This is a genomic window from Singulisphaera photorubra (genome assembly GCF_045290345.1).
GTDB lineage: Bacteria > Planctomycetota > Planctomycetia > Isosphaerales > Isosphaeraceae > Singulisphaera.
The window spans coordinates 5,994,101-6,014,832 of sequence record NZ_CP155447.1; the positions used below are offsets into that span (position 1 = coordinate 5,994,101).

Consider the following 20,732-nt stretch of genomic DNA (forward strand, 5'->3'; position numbering starts at 1 on the left):
TTTATGCAGCCGATCATAAAAAAACACTTCAAAGCGGTTGACTGTCGGATAGCGCACGGCAATCATGAGGACAGACGCTGATCCCATTGAGCCCGGATTTCACCCCACCCATCTGTGTCTGAATCGCCTTCACCGTGAGGGTAAAGGCGCGACAAATCAAAATATCTCGCCTCGAAGACATCCCCGAAGCCGTGCAGGGTATTTGACCACGAGGCCAGTCGATCGGCGTCAGGCTGCCTCGCTCGGGGCACCCTCCGCCGGTCGGTAAACGCCGTGGCGGCCGTCTTTCACTTCCCAGCCACATGCTTTCCGAGGAACTCACGGATCAGCTTGGCGATCTCGCTGCCGTTCGATTCCAGGGCGAAGTGACCAGCGTCAAGCAGGTGGAACTCCAGTGTCTTCAGGTCCCGCTTATACGGCTCAGCGCCGGCGGCCGGGAAGATCTGATCGTTCTTGCCCCATGCGATCAGCACCGGCGGCTGGTGCTCGCGGAAATAGGCCTGCCACTTGGGATACAGCGGCGGGTTGCTGCCATAGCTGAGGAACAGGTCGAGTTGGATCTCATCGTTTCCTTGCGGTCCAGCAGGAACTGGTCGTGGGCCGCTCCGTCCGGGCTGACGAGTTCAGGGTTCTTCACACCGTGCGTGTACTGCCACTTGGTCGCCTCATACGTGACCAACCCGCGAATCGCGTCGCGTCTTTCCTTGCTGTTCGGCTCCTTCCAGTAGGCCTTGATCGGCTTCCAGAATTCGTTATCCAACCCCTCGTCGTAGGCGTTGCCGTTCTGGACCACAATGGCGGTGATCCGTTCCGGGTGTTTGACGGCCAGGCGATAGCCGACCGGAGCGCCGTAGTCCTGAACATAGAGGGCATACTTCGTCAGCCCGAGCTTCTCAGTAAACTCGTCGATCACTTTCGCCAGGTTGTCGAAGGTGTAAGGAAATTTGTCGCGTGACGGCATTGAACTGTGGCCGTAGCCGGGATAGTCCGGCGCAACCAGGTGATATTGGTCCGCCAGGGCGGGGATCAGGTTGCGGTACATCTGCGAACTGGTCGGAAAGCCATGAAGCAACAGCACCGTCGGAGCATCTTTCGGACCGGCCTCGCGGTAGAAGAGGTCCAGATCGCCGACCTTGAGAGTTTTGTGGAGGACGGGTACTGATTGTTGAGCAAAGGCCGTGTCGATCGGCCCGAGGGCGCACGCAACCCCTGCGAAAAGGGAAAGCATCAGCCTGAACCTGGTTTCTCGATTCATAATCCCATCTCCGCAAAATGACATGTTGAATATTATCAGTTGACCGCAAAGTCAGAAGTAGACAAGGAACTTACGCTCCCTGCTCGCCTTCCAGGCGAGCGAAATCCATATCACTTCTCATGCCAACAATCCGTGAATTCCATAAATCACTTGAATCCAACGGCTTGCATTGATACGCGTAAAACGGGCACAATCACGACATTTCGTCGATTGACGCAATTTCGTGTCGTGGATTACGAGAACTCGGGAAAATCGATAGGAGCGACGATCCATCGGCGAGCGCCGACCCGGTTGTGACTCCGAAACGGAAAAGTAATCCCGCGCAGGGTTTTGCATCAACAATCGGTCTCGCCAGCGGCCGCAGGCGAGATCTCTTGGCAGGAATTCACCGCCAGTTCCACGAACCTGACGGCAGACCTAGGCTATTGAAGAAGTCGACGGGACGGACGGCGCCCAGTGGTTCGGGTCATCCCTTCACTTTGCCTTGTGTGCAAAGCGAGCGAAAACCATTGGCCAGGGTGATTTGAATTCGACGGGATCAAAGGCTAAGCGATCTGGATGGGCAAGCCACTTAAAGGTCGACCGCTCGAACGTTCCAGGGTTTACCAGACAGTGGTGAGTCCCTGTCTCCCCGCCATGCTCGACTCTTCACTACTCATTTCCGCGAAACAAATGCGTTGCCCTGAATATAGAACCTGAGCGGCCGGCTTGCCCACTCCCCGGCATAGTCCACGCCGACTCGCGGCCGCGTGACGATCTCGAACGCCTCCGGTCGCTTGGGCGCGGCGATGAAAAAATCGTCGCTCGTGAGGTCGTGACCGTACAGCCGACGGTCGATCCCCATCGCGCGGCAAAGGAGGCCGGGGCCTTTCGTTCCCCCTTCGAGGTTCTCGATCGGCTCGAGCGCACGAAAGAGGACGGCCGACCCATGCCCTTCGGCTTCGGTCACCACGTTCAGACAGTTATAGATTCCATAAATCAAATAGACATAAGCATAGCCAGGCGGCCCGAACATCACCTCGGTGCGTGCGGTCCGCCCGCGTGACGTGTGCGCGGCAAGGTCATGGGGACCGACATAGGCTTCCGTCTCGACGATCCGCCCGATCCGCATTGTCCCGTCGACGCGGTGAACCAAGAGCATTCCAAGAAGCTCTTTGGCCACCGTTTCCGTGTTTCGATCGTAGAATGTTCGAGGGAGCGTGTGCACGGGCGGGACCGACCTCACTTCGCTTTTTCGGCCAGGAGGAGCTTGATGGCGTCCTCCACCTTGTCGTTCCTGCAGTCAAGGATCCGGAGTTTGCCCGCACGGTCGATGAAGTAGTAGTCAGGGAAGCTGTCCACGGCAAAGGCCGCGACGGTTTCGCCGTCGACGTCGGCGGCGACCGGGTATTTGATTCCCTTGTCATCGGCCGTCTTGCCCATCAGGTCGGCCCCGCGACTATGGCAGACCCCGATGAGGACGAGGCCATCGTCCTTGAATCGCTCATAGAGGTCATTATTGTGAGGAATGCTCGCGAGGCAAGGCCCGCACCACGTGGCCCAGAAGTCGAGCAGCACGACCTTGCCCTTGAGATCGCCCAACGCCAACTGGTCGGCATTTTTCCATTCCCCAAGCTTCAGCGCCGGTGGGTCCTCACCCACCTTCAAGTCAGCGAACCGCTGGGCCCGCGAGCTTTCTGTTCCTTCGAGCCATTTGTCGGGAATCTGGCTCTCACCGGCCGGAGCCGCCGACTCATCGGTCGACCGGTCCGCGCCAAGACTTATGAGACCGAGGACGATTCCTAATACTCCAGCCAGCCCCACGCCCCGCCGAAGCAGATCCGAACGCACCATCGCCAGTCCTCCCGGTTCGCACCAGCCCCATCGAATCATCCACTCACCCGTCGGAAGTGATCGTCGAACTCGAGCGGTTTTCGGAAGCCTGAAGCTGATCCGTCCCGACTAAATCGGCACGCCGGTGGCTCGCCCTCGGTTCCAAAAAAAGAAACGATCACCGATCCGGAAAACGGCTCGAAGTCGTCTAGCCTGACTGCATTCACCCAGGTTCGCAAGCACGAACTCGCTTGTCACCGAGGAAGGCAACCGGCCTGGCAGACCCCTCAGCAACCGTGATTCTGGCAGGCCGCCACGCCCCTTGCCATCCCTGCAATCCAGATAACCAGTCCGACGCATCCAAGAAAAGAGGGGACTCGACCGCGATTCGAGGCCTTCGGTTGCCGATGAACAAGACATAAGGTTCTGAATTCTTGCAGCCCCCGAATCTTCCCTTCGGCCGATGACGTCCTCGTATAAGAATCGGGGAGGAACGGCCCACCATCTTCGACTTCTGATGGCGGGCCGGGCTTCTTTTGTTCCTGCGGGGCCCTCAAATGCGTTGATCAAGATCCAGGGGACGGCCGCGCTCCGGTCACTCCATCATCAAAGGAGGACGGCGATGGATGATCTTTCGTCATCGAGTCGGACATTCGACAGCCTCTCGTCCTTCTGCCGATCCTTCTCGCGAAGGCCGCGGCCCTCGAGTATCCACAAGCCTCGCGTGGTCAGCTACGCCGAACTCGCGCCCATGACGGTCGTGACGGAATCGGCGGCCAGTTACCGTGCCCTGGCCATCGAACAGACCGAATCGGCGCTCGATCACTTTCTGGAGCTCAAGCACCGGCTCGCCGAGGTCCGCCGGCGCCACGAGAACAGCCAGCACTTTCAGGAGGCGGGCGGCTCGTTTGGTCGGAGCCAAGCCGCAATCGAAGAAAAGCGAGCCTGGGAGAGGTGGATGAACGTCATACAGCGAGCCCTGCGAAACGCGGAGGATGAGATCATTCTGGCGGTCCGAGCGTGGGACGAGGCGCGCAGACCTTCCGAGGTGAGCGACGAATTCTCGCGGGGCGTGATCTACAAAGGGCATCTCTATCTCGCCGTCCCCACCGGCGATGGCAACCAGCACCGTTTGCTGGTGGCCGACTTGAAGTCCTCATTGAATCTCGACCGCAGCCTCGCCGTCGTCGACCTGATGGGTTGACTCGGCGAGTTGGCCGCGATTTTGATCTGCAATGCTCAAGGACGTGCGACGTTTGCCTCCTTGAAGGCGGCAGCAAGATTCCGATAGCACGTCTTTGCTGCGGCTACGCCGTCGTAGCCAGGCTCGCGCGAGACCATGCTGCTGACCTCGCAGCAGACGTCACCGCGGTAGCCTCCCTGGAATAAGCGCCGCAGGAGCGCTGCATAGTCGAACAGGCCGCTCGACCCTGCGAGCACGAATTTCACTTTCTCACCGTCTCGCACCGCGTCTTTCACGGCAATGTGAGCGGTGTAAGGGAGCGCCGTGCGGACCGTGTCGTCGACCGTCATGTCACGAAAGGCGTAGTGGCTGTAGTCGTAGACCATCCGCAACCGCGGTGAATCTCCGAGCTGGCGGATCAGCCAGATCGCCTCGTCGGGACGCGACATGGCGCCCCCTCGATGCGGCTTGATCGCCAGCGTGACTTTCGCGTCTTCCGCCACGGCGAGCCAGTCGGCCAGGCGATCGCGGAACAGGTTTTTCCGCTCTTCCCAGGCGCCCCCTCCCAGGACCGTCTGCACGAGCGGAGGCTGCTTCGGATTCAGGTCATGAGCCAGCTCAAACACCAGGCGGAGCCGATCGAGATCGGCCTGGTGTTGCTTGGCATCGGGCGAGGGCGAGATCTGTTCCATCAGCGCCGTGAGGATCAGGCCATGGTCGGCGAGCAGGCCGCGCACCGTCTTTCGACGGCCGGCCGGCATTTTCAACGGCTCGCCATCGAAGCCAGGCTGAACGGCAATCTCGATTCCGTCGTAGCCGATCCCCGCCACGGCCGGCACAGCCTCTTCCAGGGCCATCCCTTTCAGACTGTAAGTGCCAATGCTCAGCGTCAGGCGATCGGCCCCCTGCTCGGCAAGCGCGGTCGCGCGACGAACCAGCGCGGACGAGGCGGCGACGCCCAGAGCCATCGACGCGATCCAGGCGCGGCGCGTCGGCTCTGGCAGGTCCTCCTCGTCCCTTCGAAGAGTGGGTTGTTTCATGACGGTCACTTTCCGACCGAGGCCGAGGAACGCCCGTGGTCACGGAGCATCGCCATGAACTGGTGCATGAACGGTGCGCTGTCGTGCCAGGTCCGGGCCGTGACGAGGTTACCGTCGAGGACGGTCGGCTTGTCCACGTACTTGGCCCCACCTTGTTCGGCGTCCAGGGCACATTTTGCCACAGTGGTCACCGTCCGCCCCCGGATCACACCGGCCGCGCTGACGATCTCGATGCCGTGGCAGACCACGGCCACCGGTTTGTTCGCCTCGAAGAAGTGGCGAGTGATCCGCAGCAAGTCCTTGTCGTATCGCAGATACTCGGGCGCCCGACCGCCAGAGATAAAGAGGCCGGCGTACTGAGCGGGATCGACGTCGCGAAACGCCACCTCCGCCTGGATATGGTAGCCGGGCCGTTCCTCGGTGATATCCCAGGGGATGCCGGCGGCCGGGGGAACCTCATGCAGCACCATGTGGTACTTCCGCGCTTCGGGTCCGGCGATTACGGCTTTATACCCATCCTCGGCGACTCGAAAGTAGGGATAGAGCGTATCCATCGCTTCGGTAGCGTCACCAAGCGGCATGAGAATCTTGGGCGCATCAGGGCTACGGTCGTCCCCGACCGCATTCGAAGCCGAATGGCCGAGCGTGGCCGACCCGAGAGCCAAGAGTCCGAGGAGATCACGGCGGTTCATCGCATAATTCTCCCTGTCGTGGAATCGGCCCGAAACGAAATCCGCGACGAGTCGCCCCGGCGGCCCCCCTGAATCAGGCGAGGGAGGACCGCGTGAGCCGGAACGGCTTGCCACCCGCTCGGGAAATCAAAAGAGGAGCTATCCCATCCAATCATTCTTTCTGACGAGGCCTCTGCTCAAGGTAACATCACGAGACCATGGAAACCATGAGCTCGATGCTTCCGTTCTGTCCGGGCAGTTGCAAAATCGAGACGGCCAGATCAAGCTCAATCTCCGCTCGAAATCCGCTCGGCCGTTGCAAGGCGTATTTCGTGGTACGAAAGCAGGACCCCGGAGAAAAATGGATGGTGCTTGAGCATTCCGACGCGATTGAGGTCCGGCGTTCCCCGGGCAAGGGACGAGGAGTTTTCGCACGGCGACGGATCCAGGCGGGCGAGGTGATCGAACGGGTTCCCGTTCTCGTCGTGCCGATCAACGATCTCAATCAGGGTGAAGCCTGGACAAGCCTGGGGAACTACTGCTTCGTCTGGAACAAGAGCACTGTGGCCTTGGCCCTCGGCTACGGTTCGCTCTACAACCATTCGTTCCGCCCGAACGCTCGCTATGATGACCGGGGCCAACAGACCAAGGTCTTCACTTCGCTTCGAGACATCGAGCCGGGCGAAGAAATCACGGTCAACTACAACGGCGACCCGGACGATGCCTCCGAGGTCGGGTTCGAGGTCGTCGAGACCAAGGTCGAGGCCCCGATTCGATCGCCGAAGACCGTCAAGAAGAAACGGGCGTGAATCGAACCACCTCCGAAATCGGAACCCGGCCAGCCCGGCTGTTGGAATTTAGCCAGGCGGGCCGGGAAACGAAGCGACTCCCGGCCTGCTGCGTCAGTGCTTCAGGCCCGCGAGCGCACCTCGCACATAACCGATGCTCTCGGCGACGCCGGGAAGCGGGTCGTTCATCTCGGCTTCGTATTCGAGGCCGACGTGATGGGCAAACTTGATTTCGAGCAAGGCACGCAACATCGCAAGCGTATCGAGCACGCCCCAACCGACGACGACCGGCTTCGACTTCCCCTCTCGGCTCGCCAGATCCTTGAAGTGCAGGTCATAGAGTCGGGGCGCACACTTGCGAATCGCATCAGCGGGGTCCACTCCGCAACGCGCGGTATGTCCCACATCGATGCAGATCCCGATCCGTTCGTCGAAAGGCTGGACCGCCTCCCAAGCGTCGAGCGGCGAGGGCCAAACGTTATCCTCAGGGCCGTGGTTGTGAATGGCCAGGCGGATATCGAACTCCTTGACCAGCTTGTCCAGTTGTGCGAGCGATTTCCGGGTCGGCTTGCAGACGATGGTCGGGATCCCAGCGTCGCGAGCGTACTCGAACGCATTGCGCAGGCTGGCCTCGTCATCGGTCATCCCCACCACGCCGCAACTCAGAGGAGTGATCCCCGCGTCACGGAACTTACGGGCCACGGCTTTCCGCTGCTCGGCGCTACTCTTGAGCGGAAGGTGAGAGTCTTTGATCGAAACATAATTCACCCCGACCCGGCGAATGCCCTTGATCGCCTCATCCAGCGAAAGCTTGCTCAAGCTGTAAGACGCCACCCCCACCTTGAGGCCCAACCAAGGATCGCCGCCCGAGCTTGAAGAATCAGCAGGCGCCGCCACCCCCCGCGATGCCAGGCCGGCAAGCGGCGAAAGCAGGGCGGCCGAAGCCCCGAGCCGAACGAAGCCTCGTCGCGAAAGGGCCATCGACGAACTCATCATCGTTCTCCTTTTTTTCTTTTTTTTTCATTCCTGCGTTAGTGCATGCCGGTACGCCTCGAACCGCCGCCGCCCGACCCCTGAACGATGTCATTTCGGTCGGCGGAAGAGGGGGTCCCCGAACCAAGCCCGTATGATACCGCGGCTCTCAAAGGCGGTCGCCCCACCAACGCACCGGCTTACTCCAAATTCATTGGCCGCTCGCTTACCTTGCTTAGCGACCACACGAGGGCATCCAATCAGTCAGAGCGACACTTCGCCCCTCCGGTCACCACTCAGCGAAAAGACTGGCAAGACGCTTCGGCCTATTCACGACGGCGGGACCGGCCCCCGGCTCGGCTCATGGCGTTCCGAAGGAGAATTGTCTCAGTCGGCCATGGATTTCACTACTGCGTTGACAGTGGCGTCTTACGGGCGTTACAGTGCGCAGGTTAAACCTTCCTCAGACCGATCGCTGATGGGTTGCCCACGCGACACCGAAACTTCCACCCGCCTCGACCGTTGTGCGTCCTGGTCCGTTGCCGTTCGTTCAGAGCCTCCGTTTTCCCTTTGAACGAGTCGCAGGACCTATCGAGGAGTGAGCCAGATGGCAATGAGACAGACGTGGAGCCTGCGGGTCCTGGCCTTCTCGATCCTGGTCGCCCTTCCCGTTGCCGTCCTGGCTGCCGAAGGACCCGCGAAGCCGACTGCGGCGGACGAGCCGGTCAGCTACTACAAGCAGATTCGGCCAATCTTCCAGGCGCAATGCCAGGGTTGCCATCAACCGGCCAAGGCGGGCGGTGGTTATGTCATGACGGCCTTCGACCGGCTCCTGGCCGGTGGTGAGTCGAAACTGGCGGCGATCATCGCCAAGAAGCCCGAGGAAAGCCACCTGCTCGAGCAGATCACGCCCGAGGACGGTAAGTCGGCGATGCCCAAGGAGAAGCCCCCCTTGAGCCCGGCGGAACTCGACCTGATCCGCCGCTGGGTCGCTCAAGGGGCTAGCGACGACACCCCGGCCGCCGCCCTGGTCCGCTATGACAAGGACCATCCCCCTGTCTACACCCGCCCTCCCGTCGTCACCGCACTCGACTACTCACCCGACGGACAGCTCCTGGCCATCGGCGGATTTCACGAGGTCCTGCTCTGGAAGGCCGACGGGTCCGAACTGGCCGGCCGCTTGATCGGGCTCGCCGAACGGATCGAGTCGGTCCGGTTCTCGCCCGACGGCAAGCGACTCGCCGTCACCGGCGGCCGGCCCGGCCGCATGGGCGAAGTGCAAGTCTGGAACGTCGCGACCCAGAAACTCGCGATGTCGGTGCCAGTGACGTTCGACACCGTCTATGGGGCGAGCTGGTCGCCCGACGGCAGCAAAATCGCCTTCGGATGCTCCGACAATACGGTCAGGGCGATCGACTCCCAGACCGGCCAGCAGGTCGTCTACATGGGGTCACACAACGACTGGGTCCTCGACACGGCGTTCTCGACCGATGGCTCCCACCTGATGTCGGTCGGCCGCGACATGACGGCCAAGCTGACCGAAGTGGCCACGCAGCGGTTCGTCGATAACATCACGTCGATCACCCCAGGGGCACTCAAAGGGGGTCTGGCGTCGGTTACCCGCCACCCCAATCGCGACGAGATCCTCATGGGGGGATCGGACGGCGTCCCCAAGATCTACCGGATCTATCGCGAGACGGCCCGCAAGATTGGCGACGATGACAATCAGGTCGCGTCGTTCGAGACCATGCCGGGCCGGATCTTCAGCGTCTCCACCAGCGCCAACGGCAAGCGGTTCGCCGCTGGCAGCAGCCTGGACGGCCGAGGACAGGTCGATATTTACGCCTACGAATTCGACCCGGCCAAGGTGTCCGACCCGATCAAGAAGATCCTGGCGAAGGAAGGCAAGAGCCGCTCGGCCGAAGAACGGGCCGAGCTGAACAAGGCTCAAAAAGACTCGGCCAAGCGACTGGCGAGCCTCCCCGTCCCCCAAGGCGCTATTTATGCCGTAGCGGTTCGGCCCGACGGCCTGGCCGTCGCCGCGGGAGGGTCCGACGGGCTCGTCCGCCTGATCGAGACCGAGGGCGGAAAGCTCACCAAGGAGTTCCCTCCGGTCCCCCTGGGCGGCACCCCGCCCGAGCGGCCGGCGTCGGTGGCGAATGCAGTCAGCCAGCCGCAAGGGACGACCGAGACCGAGTCGCTCCCCAAAGGCGCGACGATCACGGAACTGTCGGTGCAGCCCCCGACGGTCGAGCTCAAGAACCGCTTCGACTACGTTCAGCTCGTCGTGACCGCGAAGACGGAGGCCGGCGACCTGATCGACGTGACCCGACTGGTGACTTCGAATATCTCGGCTCCCGTGGCCATGACCACGACCGGCGGGCTGGTCCGGCCGAAGAGCGATGGCAAGGCCAGCTTGAGCCTGACGATCGGCGGCAAGACGGCCGAGGTGCCGGTGACGGTCATCGGGGCCAACACCGCGATCCGGGTTGACTACGTTCATGACGTCAATCCGGTCCTCTCACGCCTCGGTTGCAACGCGGGGACCTGCCACGGCTCGGCCCAGGGGAAGAACGGCTTCAAGCTCTCCCTCCGCGGCTACGACCCACTCTTCGACGTGCGGGCCCTGACCGACGACCACGGCGCCCGGCGCGTGAACCTCGCCTCGCCCGACGATAGCCTGATGCTCTTGAAAGCGACCAGCAGTGTGCCCCACGTCGGCGGCCAGGTCATGCAGCCCGGCGAGCCCTACTACGAGATCCTGCGCGACTGGATCACCGACGGAGCCAAGCTCGAGGCCGCAACTCCCAAGGTTCAGAAGATCGAGGTCTTCCCGGCCGACCCCGTCGTCCAACAAATCGGCGCCCGGCAGCAACTCCGCGTTCTGGCCACGTATGCCAGCGGCGAGATCCGCGACGTGACCCGCGAGGCATTCCTCGAGAGCGGCAACAACGAGGTCGCCATCGCCGACCGGGGCGGGCTGATGACCGCACTCCGACGCGGCGAGGCGCCCATCCTGGCACGCTACGAAGGGGCCTATGCCGCCTCCACGCTCACCGTCATGGGAGACCGTACCGGGTTCGTCTGGGAACAGCCTCCCACCTATAACAAGATCGACGAGCTGACGGCCGCCAAGTGGCAGCGAATGAAAATCAGGCCGTCGGAGCTCTGCACCGACGCCGAGTTCCTCCGCCGCGTCTACCTCGACCTGACCGGGCTTCCCCCCTCGGCCGATGACGTGCGCCACTTTCTCGATGACCCGAAGGAGTCGCGCGTCAAGCGCGATGAGCTGGTCGATCGACTCATCGGCAGCCCTGACTATATTGACTACTGGACCAACAAGTGGGCCGACCTGCTGCAAGTGAATCGGAAGTTCCTCGACGTCGAAGGCGCCTCGGCCTTCCGCATCTGGATCCGCCAGCAGGTTGAGAAGAACGTCCCTTATGACCAGCTCGTCCGGACGATCCTGACGGCCTCGGGCTCGAACCGGGTCAACCCAGCGGCGGCCTATTACAAGATTCTCCGCGAACCGACCGCGATCATGGAGAATACGACTCAGCTCTTCCTCGGGGTGCGGTTCAACTGCAACAAGTGCCACGACCACCCGTTCGAGCGCTGGACGCAAGACCAGTACTATGAGACGTCCGCCTACTTCGGGCAGGTCGGCTTTAAGGAGGACCCCGAGAGTAAGGGGAAGAAGATCGGCGGGACGGCCGTGGAAGGGGCCACCTCGCTCTACGAAGAGGTTTACGACAAGAAGACCGGGGAGGTCGAGCACGACCGAACCAAGCAGGTCACTCCGCCGAAGTTCCCGTTCCCCGCCACTCACAAAGTGGTCGAGACGGCCAGCCGCCGCGAAAAGCTGGCGGATTGGATCACCGCGAAGGACAACCCCTACTTCGCCCGGAGCTACGTCAACCGGCTCTGGGGCTACCTCTTCGGCGTCGGGGTGATCGAGCCGATCGACGACATCCGCGCGGGCAATCCGGCCACCAACCCCGAACTGCTCGACTACCTGACGCATGAGTTCGTCGGCTCGAACTTCGACGCCCGGCACATCCTGCGGATGATCTGCAAGTCGCGAACGTACCAGCTCTCGGTGGCCACGAACCAGTGGAACGAAGACGACAAGATCAACGGCTCGCACGCGGCCGCCCGGCGACTGCCGGCGGAAGTGTTGCTGGACGCGGTCTACCGGGTGACCGGCTCACAGTCGAAGTTCCCGGGCGTGCCGGCCGGAATCCGCGCCGCGGCTTTGCCGGACTCAGGAGTCGAGTTGCCCAGCGGCTTCCTCTCAACCTTCGGCCGCCCGGTCCGCGAAAGCGCCTGCGAGTGCGAACGGTCGAGCGGCCTCCAGCTTGGTCCGATCATGGCCCTGGTGAGCGGGCCGACCTTGGCCGACGCCATCGCCGACCCGGACAACGCGATCTCGAAGCTGGTGGGACGCGAGACGGATGACGCCAAGCTCGTCAACGAGCTCTTCATGCGGGTATTGAATCGCTCGGCTTCCAAGACGGAGATCGAGGCCTGCCTCAAAGATCTCCAGTCGATCGACGAGGATCACCGGGCGATGGCCACGGAACTGGGCAAGCGTGAGGCGGACTTCGCCTTGAAACGCCCCCAACTGGAACGCGAGCGTGAGGCGGACATCGCCACGGCTCAGGCGACCCTGACCGCCTATGAGGCGGAGCTGGCCCCCAAGCTGGTCGAGCGTGAGAAGCAGAAGGCCGAGCAGACCGCCAAGCTCGAGGCCGAGCTCAACGCCTACGAGGCAGGCCTGCCCGCGAAAGTCGCCGCCTGGGAGAAATCGCAGTCGCCGATCGCGCGCTGGCAGCCACTGACTCCGTCGGCCGTCAACGACCGCAACGGGGCCACGTTCAAGACCTTGCCCGACGCTACCATTTTGGTCTCCGGCAAAGACGAGCAAGGGGTGATCCGGTTCGTCGCCCCGACCGACCTGACCGGAATTACGGGGATCCGGCTCGAGCTCTTGCCCGACGACAGCCTGCCGAACAAGGGGCCAGGGCGAGCTTCTGACGGCAACTTCGTCATCAACGAGATCAAGGTGACCGCCGCGCCCAAGGCCGACCCCAAGCAGGCGAAGCCGATCATGCTGACCACGCCGCTGGCCGACTTCAGTCAGGCCGGCTTCGAGATCAAGCACACGGTCGACGGCTCTCCCAACGGCGGCAAGGGCTGGGCGATCTCCCCCTCCTACGGCGTAAACCATTGGGCCACCTTCGAAACCGGCGATCCGGTTGGCTTCGACGGGGGAACCGTGCTCACGGTCACCATGAGCCACCTGTTCAACGGGAAACAGTTCATGCCCGGCCGGTTCCGGATTTCGGTCACGCGACTGGCCAAGCCGATCGGCCTGGGACTTTCCGAAGACCTGAGGGCGATCGTGGCAACCGCCCCCGAGGTCCGCACCAAGGCTCAGCAAGAGGTTCTGCTCGGCTATCACCGCGCGGTCGACCCCGAGTTCGCTGTGAAGCGCAACGCCGTGAACGCAAGCAAGGCCCCCTTGCCGGTCGATCCTAAGCTCCAGGATCTACGCAACCAGCTCGAGTTCGCTCGCAAGCCCGTGCCGGTCGACCCCACCCTGGTGCAGCTCCGCAAAGACGTGGAGATGAGCATCCAGCAAGCCACCGCAAGGCGGCTCACCACAGCCCAGGATGTCGCCTGGGCCTTGATCAACAGCCCAGCGTTCCTGTTCAATCATTGATGATCCCACTCATGGTCTCAAACTCGGGCCTCCCTCGCCGAGGCCAACCAGCCGACCGCTCCGAGTGACCTCTTCCCTCTGGCTTGCCGCTGGGGGAGAATCGGTCGGAACGCTCGAATCACAAGGAGCTTCGCGATGATCATTGTCCCCGGACGGCCTGGGAAAGACCTGTGCGACTCACACCTGGGGATGACCCGCCGGGACATCCTCCGCGTGGGCGGATCGAGCCTGATGGGCCTCTCGCTCGGGTCACTCTTCCAGCTCCAGGCCGCGTCGGCCGCCACGACAACGGCTCCCAAGATCGGGGGCGTGGGCTGGGGGAAGGCCAAGAGCATCATCATGGTCTACCTCCAAGGGGGACCGAGCCACCTTGACCTCTGGGATCCGAAAGACAACGTACCGGACAACGTCCGGAGCGAGTTCAAGCCGATCGACACCAAGGTCCCCGGCGTTCGGTTCACCGAGATCCTCCCCAAGCTGGCGCAAATCACCGACAAGTTCACCTTGATCCGGTCGATGAGCTATACGCCCAACGGCCTGTTCAACCACACGGCCGCCATCTACCAGATGATGACCGGCTACACGACCGACAAGGTCAGCCCGTCCGGCCAGCTCGAGCCGCCGAGCCCGAAAGACTTCCCCAATTTCGGGTCGAACCTGATCCGGCTCAAGCCACCGACCGAGCCGATGCTCCCGTTCGTCATGCTTCCGCGCCCGCTTCAGGAGTCGAACGTCGTCGGCAAGGGGGGGACCGCCGGCTTCCTGGGCAAGGCGTTCGACCCCTACACCCTCTATCCCGAGGGTGACGACATGGATATGGCGAAAATGAGCCGGATCAAGGTCGACGACCTTCAGCTCCGCCCTGAAGTCTTCTCCGTCCGGCTCGAGCGCCGGGCCAAGCTCCGCGACGCGATCAACTCGGGCATGCCGGTCCTCGAAAAGGCCGTGACCGATTACAACCTCGACGAGTACTACGATCGCGCCCTCAAGCTGATTGTGTCGGGCCGGGCGCGTGAGGCGTTCAACCTCGAGCAAGAGACCCCCAAGACGCGCGACTCGTACGGCCGGAACACGTTCGGCCAGAGCTGCCTGCTCGCTCGACGCCTGGTCGAGGCCGGCACCCGCGTCGTCGAAGTGGTTTGGCCCAAGGTGGCGAACTCCGACAACCACTCGTGGGACCACCACGTCGGCCTGACCCAGCGGATGAAGGATCAGTCCGGGCCGATGCTTGACACCGGTCTGTCCGCCCTGCTCACCGACCTCGACGAGCGCGGGATGCTCGAAGAGACTTTGGTCGTGGCGGTTGGCGAGTTCGGTCGGAGCCCTCAGAAGGGGGTGAGCACCTCGGGCAACGGCAACAGTGCCGACGGCCGCGACCACTGGCCGTACTGCTACACGGCGGTCGTCGCAGGCGCGGGGATCAAGCGAGGCAACGTGCACGGCAAGTCGGACAAGACCGGATCGGCCCCCGCCGAAGACCCGGTCCACCCCGGCGAGTTGCTGGCGACGATCTACCGCACGTTCGGGATCGACCCGGCGACCATCGTCTACAACCATCTGAACCAGCCGCGCGAGCTGGTCAAGGCCGAGGCGGTGACCCGGCTCTTCGTTTGATCGCGGCTTGAGTCGCAACGCGGACCGGCCCTGTTCGGGGGCCTCGGTCCGCGTTATCGTTTGTTGGGAATCATCCCGCTCCGGCCGAGTGCGTCGGCCGGCTCCTCTCTTTCTCGGCTGAAAAGGCCGAGGTCCACTCCGATAGGGTCCGACCACGATGCTTCGCTCTTTGACGCGTACGGCCCTGGCCATCGCGCTGTTCGCTACGTGCTCGACAGCGACCCAGGGGGCCGACCGCCCCGGTCGCGCCTCCGCCACTCCGGCCGAACGGCTCAAGCCTCTCAAGGGCTTTCAAGTCGACCTCCTTTACTCGGTGCCCAAGGACGAGCAAGGGTCGTGGGTCAACATGACGACCGACCCCAAAGGCCGGCTCATCGTCTCGGACCAGTACGGCAAGCTCTACCGGGTCTCGCTCCCGCCGATCGACGGCAAGGTCGAGGAGCTCAAGGTAGAACCGATCGCCGTCGAAATCGGCGAAGCGCAGGGGTTGCTCTGGGCGTTCGACAGCCTCTACGTGGTCGTGAACACCGGCGGCAAGTTCAAGAGCGGACTCTATCGGGTCACCGACACCAACAACGACGACCAGCTCGACAAGGTCGAACTGCTCCGCCAGATCGATGGCGCGGGGGAGCACGGCCCGCACGCCGTCCTGCTCACCCCCGGTGGCAAGTCGCTCACGATCGTCTGCGGTAACGCCACCAAGCCGATCGCCGTCGACGAGTCCCGCGTGCCGCGGATCTGGGGTGAAGACCACCTGCTCCCCCGCATGCCCGATGGCAACGGCTTCATGCGCGACACGCTCGCCCCCGGCGGCTGCATCTACCAGACCGATCCCGACGGGAAGAAGTGGGAGCTGATCGCCAATGGCTTCCGTAACGAGTTCGACGCCGCTTACAACCACGAAGGCGAGCTGTTCGCATACGACGCCGACATGGAATGGGATATGAACACGCCGTGGTATCGCCCCACCCGGGTCAACCACGTCGTCAGCGGCGCCGAGTTCGGCTGGCGGAACGGAGCCGGCAAGTGGCCCGCCTACTACCCGGATAGCCTCGGGGCCGTGGTGAACATCGGCCCCGGCTCGCCCACCGGCGTCGTCTTCGGCTACGGCGCGAAGTTCCCGGCGAAGTATCAGCAGGCCTACTTCATCTGCGACTGGAGCTACGGCAAACTCTACGCCGTTCACCTCAGGCCTGATGGAGCCTCGTTCACGGGAGAGCTCGAGGAGTTCATCTCCGGCACCCCGCTCGCCTTGACCGACCTCATCATCAACCCCAAAGACGGCGCGATGTACTTCGCCGTGGGGGGCCGGAAGACCCAGTCGGGCCTCTACCGCGTCACCTACACCGGCGATGAGCCGACCACCCCCGCCGTCCCGGCCGCCGATGCCGGCTCCGCCGCCCGTGCCCTCCGGCACCAGCTCGAAGCCTTCCACGGCCACCGCGACCCGAAGGCCGTCGATGCCGCCTGGCCCCACCTGGGCAGCCCCGACCGCTTCATCCGCTGGGCCGCCCGCGTGGCGATCGAGCACCAAGACCCCGAATCGTGGCGTGACCGCGCCCTGGCCGAGAAGGCCCCGCAAGCCTCCCTCTCCGCCCTCCTGGCCCTCGCCCGAGCCAGTGCCATTGACCCATTCCACCGCAAGCCGACCGATCCCAAGCCCGACGCAACTCTTCAAGGGCGGATCCTCGAGTCGCTCGAGCGGCTGACCTGGGCCAAGCTTTCCGACGCTCAGAAGCTCGACCTTCTGCGAGTCTATGAAGTTGTCCTCAATCGTTTCGGACGCCCCGACGACGCGACCGTCTCCCGCCTGACCGCCTTCTTCGACACGATCTATCCGGGCAGCGGCCCTGCGATCAACGCGGAACTGGCCTCGATCGTCGTTTTCCTCGAAGCCCCTTATGCCGCCGCCAAGACGGTCGCCTTGCTTCAGCAGGCGCCTACCCAGGAAGAACAACTGGAGTACGCCCGCTCCCTCCGCGTGCTCAAAACAAGCTGGACCCCTGAGCTTCGCAAAGCCTATTTCGAGTGGCTGGGCCAAGCGAACGGCTACCGGGGAGGCAACAGCTTCCGCGGGTTCCTGCGGATCATCCGGACCGACGCGATCGCCACGCTCAGCGACAGCGAAAAGACCGCGCTGGGATCGCTGCTCGCCGAACCACCGCCGCCGAAAGCTGTCGTCGCTGCCGGTCCCGCCCGGCCGTTCGTAAAGGCCTGGACACTCGACGAGTTGGTGCCGATCGTGGATAAAGGCCTGAAAGGCCGCAACTTCGATCGCGGCCGGATCCTCTTCGGCGCCGCCCAGTGCGCCTCGTGCCATCGCTACAACAACGAAGGGGGCTCCTTCGGTCCCGACCTGACCGGCGCTTCCGGCCGGTTCAGCGCCCGTGACCTGCTCGAGTCGATCGTTCAGCCGAGCAAGACGGTCAGCGACCAGTACGAGGCCGTGACCATCGCCACGGTCAACGGCGACGTGATCACCGGCCGTATCGTCAACCTCAACGGCGACAACCTGACGATCAACGTCAACATGCTCGACCCCAACGGCCTGGTCAATGTGGACCGCACGAAGATCGAAGAGATGAAGCCCTCCCCCGTCTCCATGATGCCCGAGGGCCTGTTCAACACGCTCAACCAGGACGAAATCCTCGACCTGACCGCTTACCTTCTCTCCAGGGGCGATCGCAACAGCGACATGTTTGCCCGCGAGGGTCGAGCAGCTCAGGAAGGAGCCGTTGGAGCGAAAAGCCAAGCCGCGAAGTGAGTTTTTAAGCCGAACCACAAACTCATGTGGTCACAATGGCATCCCTAACGAAGCCCCGGTTGCAACGCAACCGGGGCTTCGCTGTTTATACGACCGATCTCACAGGGGGCCTCTACCGGGATGTTGCCATCCCCGAGGACAAGCGCTGATCCACCGCTCCACCGCTCCACCGCTCCACCGCTCCACCGCTCCACCGCTCCACCGCTCCACCGCTCCACCGCTCCCGGAGTCTGATACTCCAGCGATTGGTAAAGCCGTTCCTCAGCCGTCAGCCGATCGCATAATTCATGCATATCCATAAATCATATCACTGCACGCACCACCTGTTATGCGACTCAGGTGGCCCGGTGGAGTGGTAATTCCACTGACCCGCCATCGATTCCCTCCACCGGGCCACCTGAGTCGCATAACAGGTGGTCCGAATTCGGAGTCCACTCTCGTGCTCGAAGACCGCCATGAGCCCCAACGAGAAGGTCGTGGCCTTGGTACGATGTCCCACGACTTCCATGAAGCAGGACGTCAAAAAGCGGGCAAGATGGAACCAATCCTCGCGGCACTCCTCTCGATTTTCTTCAGAATAGTGCAACCAATTCCGCCACCAATCCCATTACTTGCACCAACGCACCGCCCATGTGGCCGAGGATCAGACCTGTGGCGACCAGGAAGGACAAGACTCTCCGACCCCAGTTCAGCACGCTCTTCAATATCGGAGCGATCCGGGAGCGGACGGACGGGCAATTGCTGGAACGGTTCGCGACCGACCGGGGCGAACTGGCCGAACTGGCGTTCGCGGCCTTGGTCGAGCGGCACGGCTCGATGGTCATGCGCGTCTGCCGCGCCCAGCTCTCCAACTCACATGACGCGCAGGATGCCTTTCAGGCGACCTTTCTCATCCTGGTCAAGAAGGCGCGTCGCCTTTGGGTTCAGGATTCACTCGGCCCTTGGCTCCATCAAGTGGCGCTGCGGACGGCCCAATGTGCCCGGGCGGATGCCGCCCGTCGACGGAGGCTCGAACGCCAAGCGGCCGAGGTCACGGCCGATTCCGGCAGACAGGAAAAGGGAATCGAATCCGAACTCGCGCAGCGGCTCCACGAGGAGATCGATCGATTGCCCGAGCGCTTCCGCCTCCCGATCGTGCTCTGCGACCTCGAGGGGCACACCTGTGAAGAAGCCGCACGACGGATGGGCCGTCCGGTCGGGACGGTCAAGAGCTGGCGTTCACGAGGGCGTGAGCGCTTGCGCCGGCGGCTGAACCCAGGGGGCCTGATCCCGTCGATCACCCTCGAAGCCACCCTCGCGACCGACGTGGCGCGAGGGGCGATTCCGAAACCGGAAGCGGCGACGGTACGGGCCGCGGCCCAGATCCGTCTCGACCGAACGACGCCCGGAGAGGTCTCGGCGTCGGTATGGATGCTCGTCAAAGGAGTGATGAAGACCATGCTTCTCAGCAAGCTACGAACCGTGGCAGCCTTCGTTTCTGCCTTGGCCCTCTTCGCAGCCGGTGTCGGAACCATCGCGGGAGTGGCCGCGGATGACTCGAATCGTTCGCTTGACGAGCCGCCCAACAAAGCGTCTCGTTTGAAGGAGCCGAGCGACGAGACTTGGAACCTCACTCTCCGCGAGGCCATCCACATCGGTCTCGATCATTCCGAGGTGATTCACGTACGGAATCGCGCCAGCGGCGGGGACACTGACGACGGCTACGAAATTGCCCCACGGAACGTCGGCCAGGACGTCTATCGGTTCAAGGCCGAGACCATGGCTCACATCCGTTCGATCGAACAGCAGTACTGGAGCCTGGCCCAGCAGCACGTCCATCTCCGGAACAGCGAGAAGGCGGTCGAACTGGCCGAAGAGATCAAGAAGCGTGAAGAGTCTGAGCTCAAGGTCGGCCGCGGCACCGTGGCCGACGTTGCGGAAGCCACTCAGCGGCTCGAGCAGTTCCGGCTCGACCTGGTGAGCAAGACCTCCGACGTCATCACGACCGAACGGCAGCTTCGCAACATCCTCGGCCTGCCGAAGGCCGACGGACGGCGGATCGTCCCGGTCAGCCAACTCAGAGAGGACAAAGTATCGCCCGATTGGAACACGTGCTTGGCAAACCTGCTCGAGAAGCAGCCCGACGTCGCCCATGCCATCGCGGAACTCGAAGTTCCCAAAGACCCAGGCGCCGCAGTCAGCCTCAGCCCAACGATCGATTCGCTGATTCAAGCTCTCCGGGGCCAGGGGGGTCCCGTTCCATCACCTGCTGTGATCGAAGCTCGCCTGGGCACCCTTATGGAAGGGAACCCATCCCTTCAGCAAGTCATCCAGCAGACGATGTACTCGCTGGGTCGATTCGTCCTCGAAATCGACGCAAATCACAAGCAATACCAACTCGCGTCAAAAATTCGCACGAACGCCGCGCAACGGTTGAAGGTTCAGCGAGCGTTCTACGAGGAAGGCCGGATCACACTCGACCGCTATCTGGACTCGGTCAGTCAGTACGCGACTGCGGAGGCACAGGAGGCCCTGTTCAAGTCGAGCTACAATATCTCCCTGATCGCGTTGGAAGAGGCCCAGGGAACCCTTCTGGAGCATAAGCAGATCACGATCGTCGATGGTCCGAGGGGAAGTGAAAGCCGTTCCGTGAAACGCAACAAAGCGGCGAAACCTAACGCGGACGAGTTCCAATCCATGGTTCCGACCACGCCAACCACTCAGCAGCCCCCTCCCGAGGCCGGCGTCTCTCCGGCGAAAACCGAAATCGCGAAGACCGACCTCGCCGGCAAGGAATTCTCGTTTGAGATGACGATTCCGATCGGCCCGAAGCCCATCACGATCCGCGGCTCATTCTCCGTCACTCCGACCCCATCGACCGAGACTTCCAAGACCCGATAATCTCACTCGGCGAAGGTGAATCGCGAGG

12 protein-coding genes and 1 pseudogene are annotated in these 20,732 nt (G+C 62.8%); 6 read left to right on the forward strand and 7 right to left on the reverse strand.

Annotated elements, in window-relative coordinates; all coding sequences use genetic code 11:
* Positions 1-287: 287 nt before the first annotated feature.
* The 3 genes and pseudogenes from V5E97_RS22665 to V5E97_RS22675 all read right to left on the reverse strand — a co-directional run bounded on the left by V5E97_RS22665 (position 288) and on the right by V5E97_RS22675 (position 3,088).
* Positions 288-1,255, reverse strand: a pseudogene (locus tag V5E97_RS22665) (alpha/beta fold hydrolase).
* A 655-nt stretch (positions 1,256-1,910) separates the two neighbouring features.
* Positions 1,911-2,462: a DNA-3-methyladenine glycosylase gene (locus V5E97_RS22670; RefSeq protein WP_406693812.1), complete on the reverse strand. Its 552-nt coding sequence runs from the start codon at positions 2,460-2,462 to the stop codon at positions 1,911-1,913.
* A 14-nt stretch (positions 2,463-2,476) separates the two neighbouring features.
* Positions 2,477-3,088, reverse strand: a complete 612-nt coding sequence (locus tag V5E97_RS22675) for a TlpA family protein disulfide reductase (protein WP_406693813.1) — start codon at positions 3,086-3,088, stop codon at positions 2,477-2,479.
* A 601-nt stretch (positions 3,089-3,689) separates the two neighbouring features.
* Between V5E97_RS22675 and V5E97_RS22680 the strand changes: the two genes are divergently transcribed.
* Positions 3,690-4,271, forward strand: a complete 582-nt coding sequence (locus V5E97_RS22680) for a hypothetical protein (protein WP_406693814.1) — start codon at positions 3,690-3,692, stop codon at positions 4,269-4,271.
* A gap of 35 nt (positions 4,272-4,306) precedes the next feature.
* Here the strand turns inward: V5E97_RS22680 and V5E97_RS22685 are convergent, their stop codons facing one another.
* A complete protein-coding gene (locus V5E97_RS22685; protein ID WP_406693815.1) occupies positions 4,307-5,290 on the reverse strand; it encodes a sugar phosphate isomerase/epimerase family protein in 984 nt (327 codons plus the stop codon).
* 5 nt (positions 5,291-5,295) lie between these two features.
* On the reverse strand, positions 5,296-5,982 hold the full coding sequence (locus V5E97_RS22690; RefSeq protein ID WP_406693816.1) for a DJ-1/PfpI family protein: 687 nt from the start codon (positions 5,980-5,982) through the stop codon (positions 5,296-5,298).
* Positions 5,983-6,326: 344 nt separating this feature from the next.
* On the opposite strand from V5E97_RS22690, the gene V5E97_RS22695 reads away from it, so the two are divergent.
* Entirely contained in the window at positions 6,327-6,770 is a 444-nt protein-coding gene (locus V5E97_RS22695) for an SET domain-containing protein (protein ID WP_406693817.1), read from the forward strand.
* A 93-nt stretch (positions 6,771-6,863) separates the two neighbouring features.
* On the opposite strand, the gene V5E97_RS22700 is transcribed toward V5E97_RS22695, so the two are convergent.
* Entirely contained in the window at positions 6,864-7,745 is an 882-nt protein-coding gene (locus V5E97_RS22700) for a sugar phosphate isomerase/epimerase family protein (protein WP_406693818.1), read from the reverse strand.
* A gap of 583 nt (positions 7,746-8,328) precedes the next feature.
* Here V5E97_RS22700 and V5E97_RS22705 point away from each other — a divergent pair.
* The 3 genes from V5E97_RS22705 to V5E97_RS22715 all read left to right on the forward strand — a co-directional run bounded on the left by V5E97_RS22705 (position 8,329) and on the right by V5E97_RS22715 (position 17,824).
* Complete coding sequence (locus V5E97_RS22705) at positions 8,329-13,446, forward strand: DUF1549 domain-containing protein (RefSeq protein ID WP_406693819.1); 5,118 nt, start codon at positions 8,329-8,331, stop codon at positions 13,444-13,446.
* 135 nt (positions 13,447-13,581) lie between these two features.
* Positions 13,582-15,060 carry a DUF1501 domain-containing protein gene (locus V5E97_RS22710; protein WP_406693820.1) on the forward strand — a complete coding sequence of 493 codons (1,479 nt, stop codon included), beginning with the start codon at positions 13,582-13,584 and terminating at the stop codon, positions 15,058-15,060.
* A 157-nt stretch (positions 15,061-15,217) separates the two neighbouring features.
* The gene (locus V5E97_RS22715) at positions 15,218-17,824 is read left to right on the forward strand and encodes a c-type cytochrome (RefSeq protein ID WP_406693821.1); all 2,607 of its coding nucleotides are present in this window, start codon (positions 15,218-15,220) and stop codon (positions 17,822-17,824) included.
* A 44-nt stretch (positions 17,825-17,868) separates the two neighbouring features.
* On the opposite strand, the gene V5E97_RS22720 is transcribed toward V5E97_RS22715, so the two are convergent.
* Positions 17,869-18,123, reverse strand: coding sequence for a hypothetical protein (locus V5E97_RS22720; protein ID WP_406693822.1), 255 nt, complete (start codon positions 18,121-18,123; stop codon positions 17,869-17,871).
* 352 nt (positions 18,124-18,475) lie between these two features.
* On the opposite strand from V5E97_RS22720, the gene V5E97_RS22725 reads away from it, so the two are divergent.
* Positions 18,476-20,704 (forward strand): sigma-70 family RNA polymerase sigma factor, encoded by a 2,229-nt coding sequence (locus tag V5E97_RS22725; protein WP_406693823.1) that lies wholly within the window; start codon positions 18,476-18,478, stop codon positions 20,702-20,704.
* Positions 20,705-20,732: the final 28 nt, after the last annotated feature.

Bases quoted from the DNA above. Each gene is read 5' to 3' on its own strand.
- V5E97_RS22675 (WP_406693813.1), bottom strand. From the start codon at position 3,088: ATGGTGCGTTCGGATCTGCTTCGGCGGGGCGTGGGGCTGGCTGGAGTA.
- V5E97_RS22680 (WP_406693814.1), top strand. From the start codon at position 3,690: ATGGATGATCTTTCGTCATCGAGTCGGACATTCGACAGCCTCTCGTCC.
- V5E97_RS22685 (WP_406693815.1), bottom strand. From the start codon at position 5,290: ATGAAACAACCCACTCTTCGAAGGGACGAGGAGGACCTGCCAGAGCCG.
- V5E97_RS22690 (WP_406693816.1), bottom strand. From the start codon at position 5,982: ATGAACCGCCGTGATCTCCTCGGACTCTTGGCTCTCGGGTCGGCCACG.
- V5E97_RS22695 (WP_406693817.1), top strand. From the start codon at position 6,327: ATGGTGCTTGAGCATTCCGACGCGATTGAGGTCCGGCGTTCCCCGGGC.
- V5E97_RS22700 (WP_406693818.1), bottom strand. From the start codon at position 7,745: ATGATGAGTTCGTCGATGGCCCTTTCGCGACGAGGCTTCGTTCGGCTC.
- V5E97_RS22705 (WP_406693819.1), top strand. From the start codon at position 8,329: ATGGCAATGAGACAGACGTGGAGCCTGCGGGTCCTGGCCTTCTCGATC.
- V5E97_RS22710 (WP_406693820.1), top strand. From the start codon at position 13,582: ATGATCATTGTCCCCGGACGGCCTGGGAAAGACCTGTGCGACTCACAC.
- V5E97_RS22715 (WP_406693821.1), top strand. From the start codon at position 15,218: ATGCTTCGCTCTTTGACGCGTACGGCCCTGGCCATCGCGCTGTTCGCT.
- V5E97_RS22720 (WP_406693822.1), bottom strand. From the start codon at position 18,123: ATGGATATGCATGAATTATGCGATCGGCTGACGGCTGAGGAACGGCTT.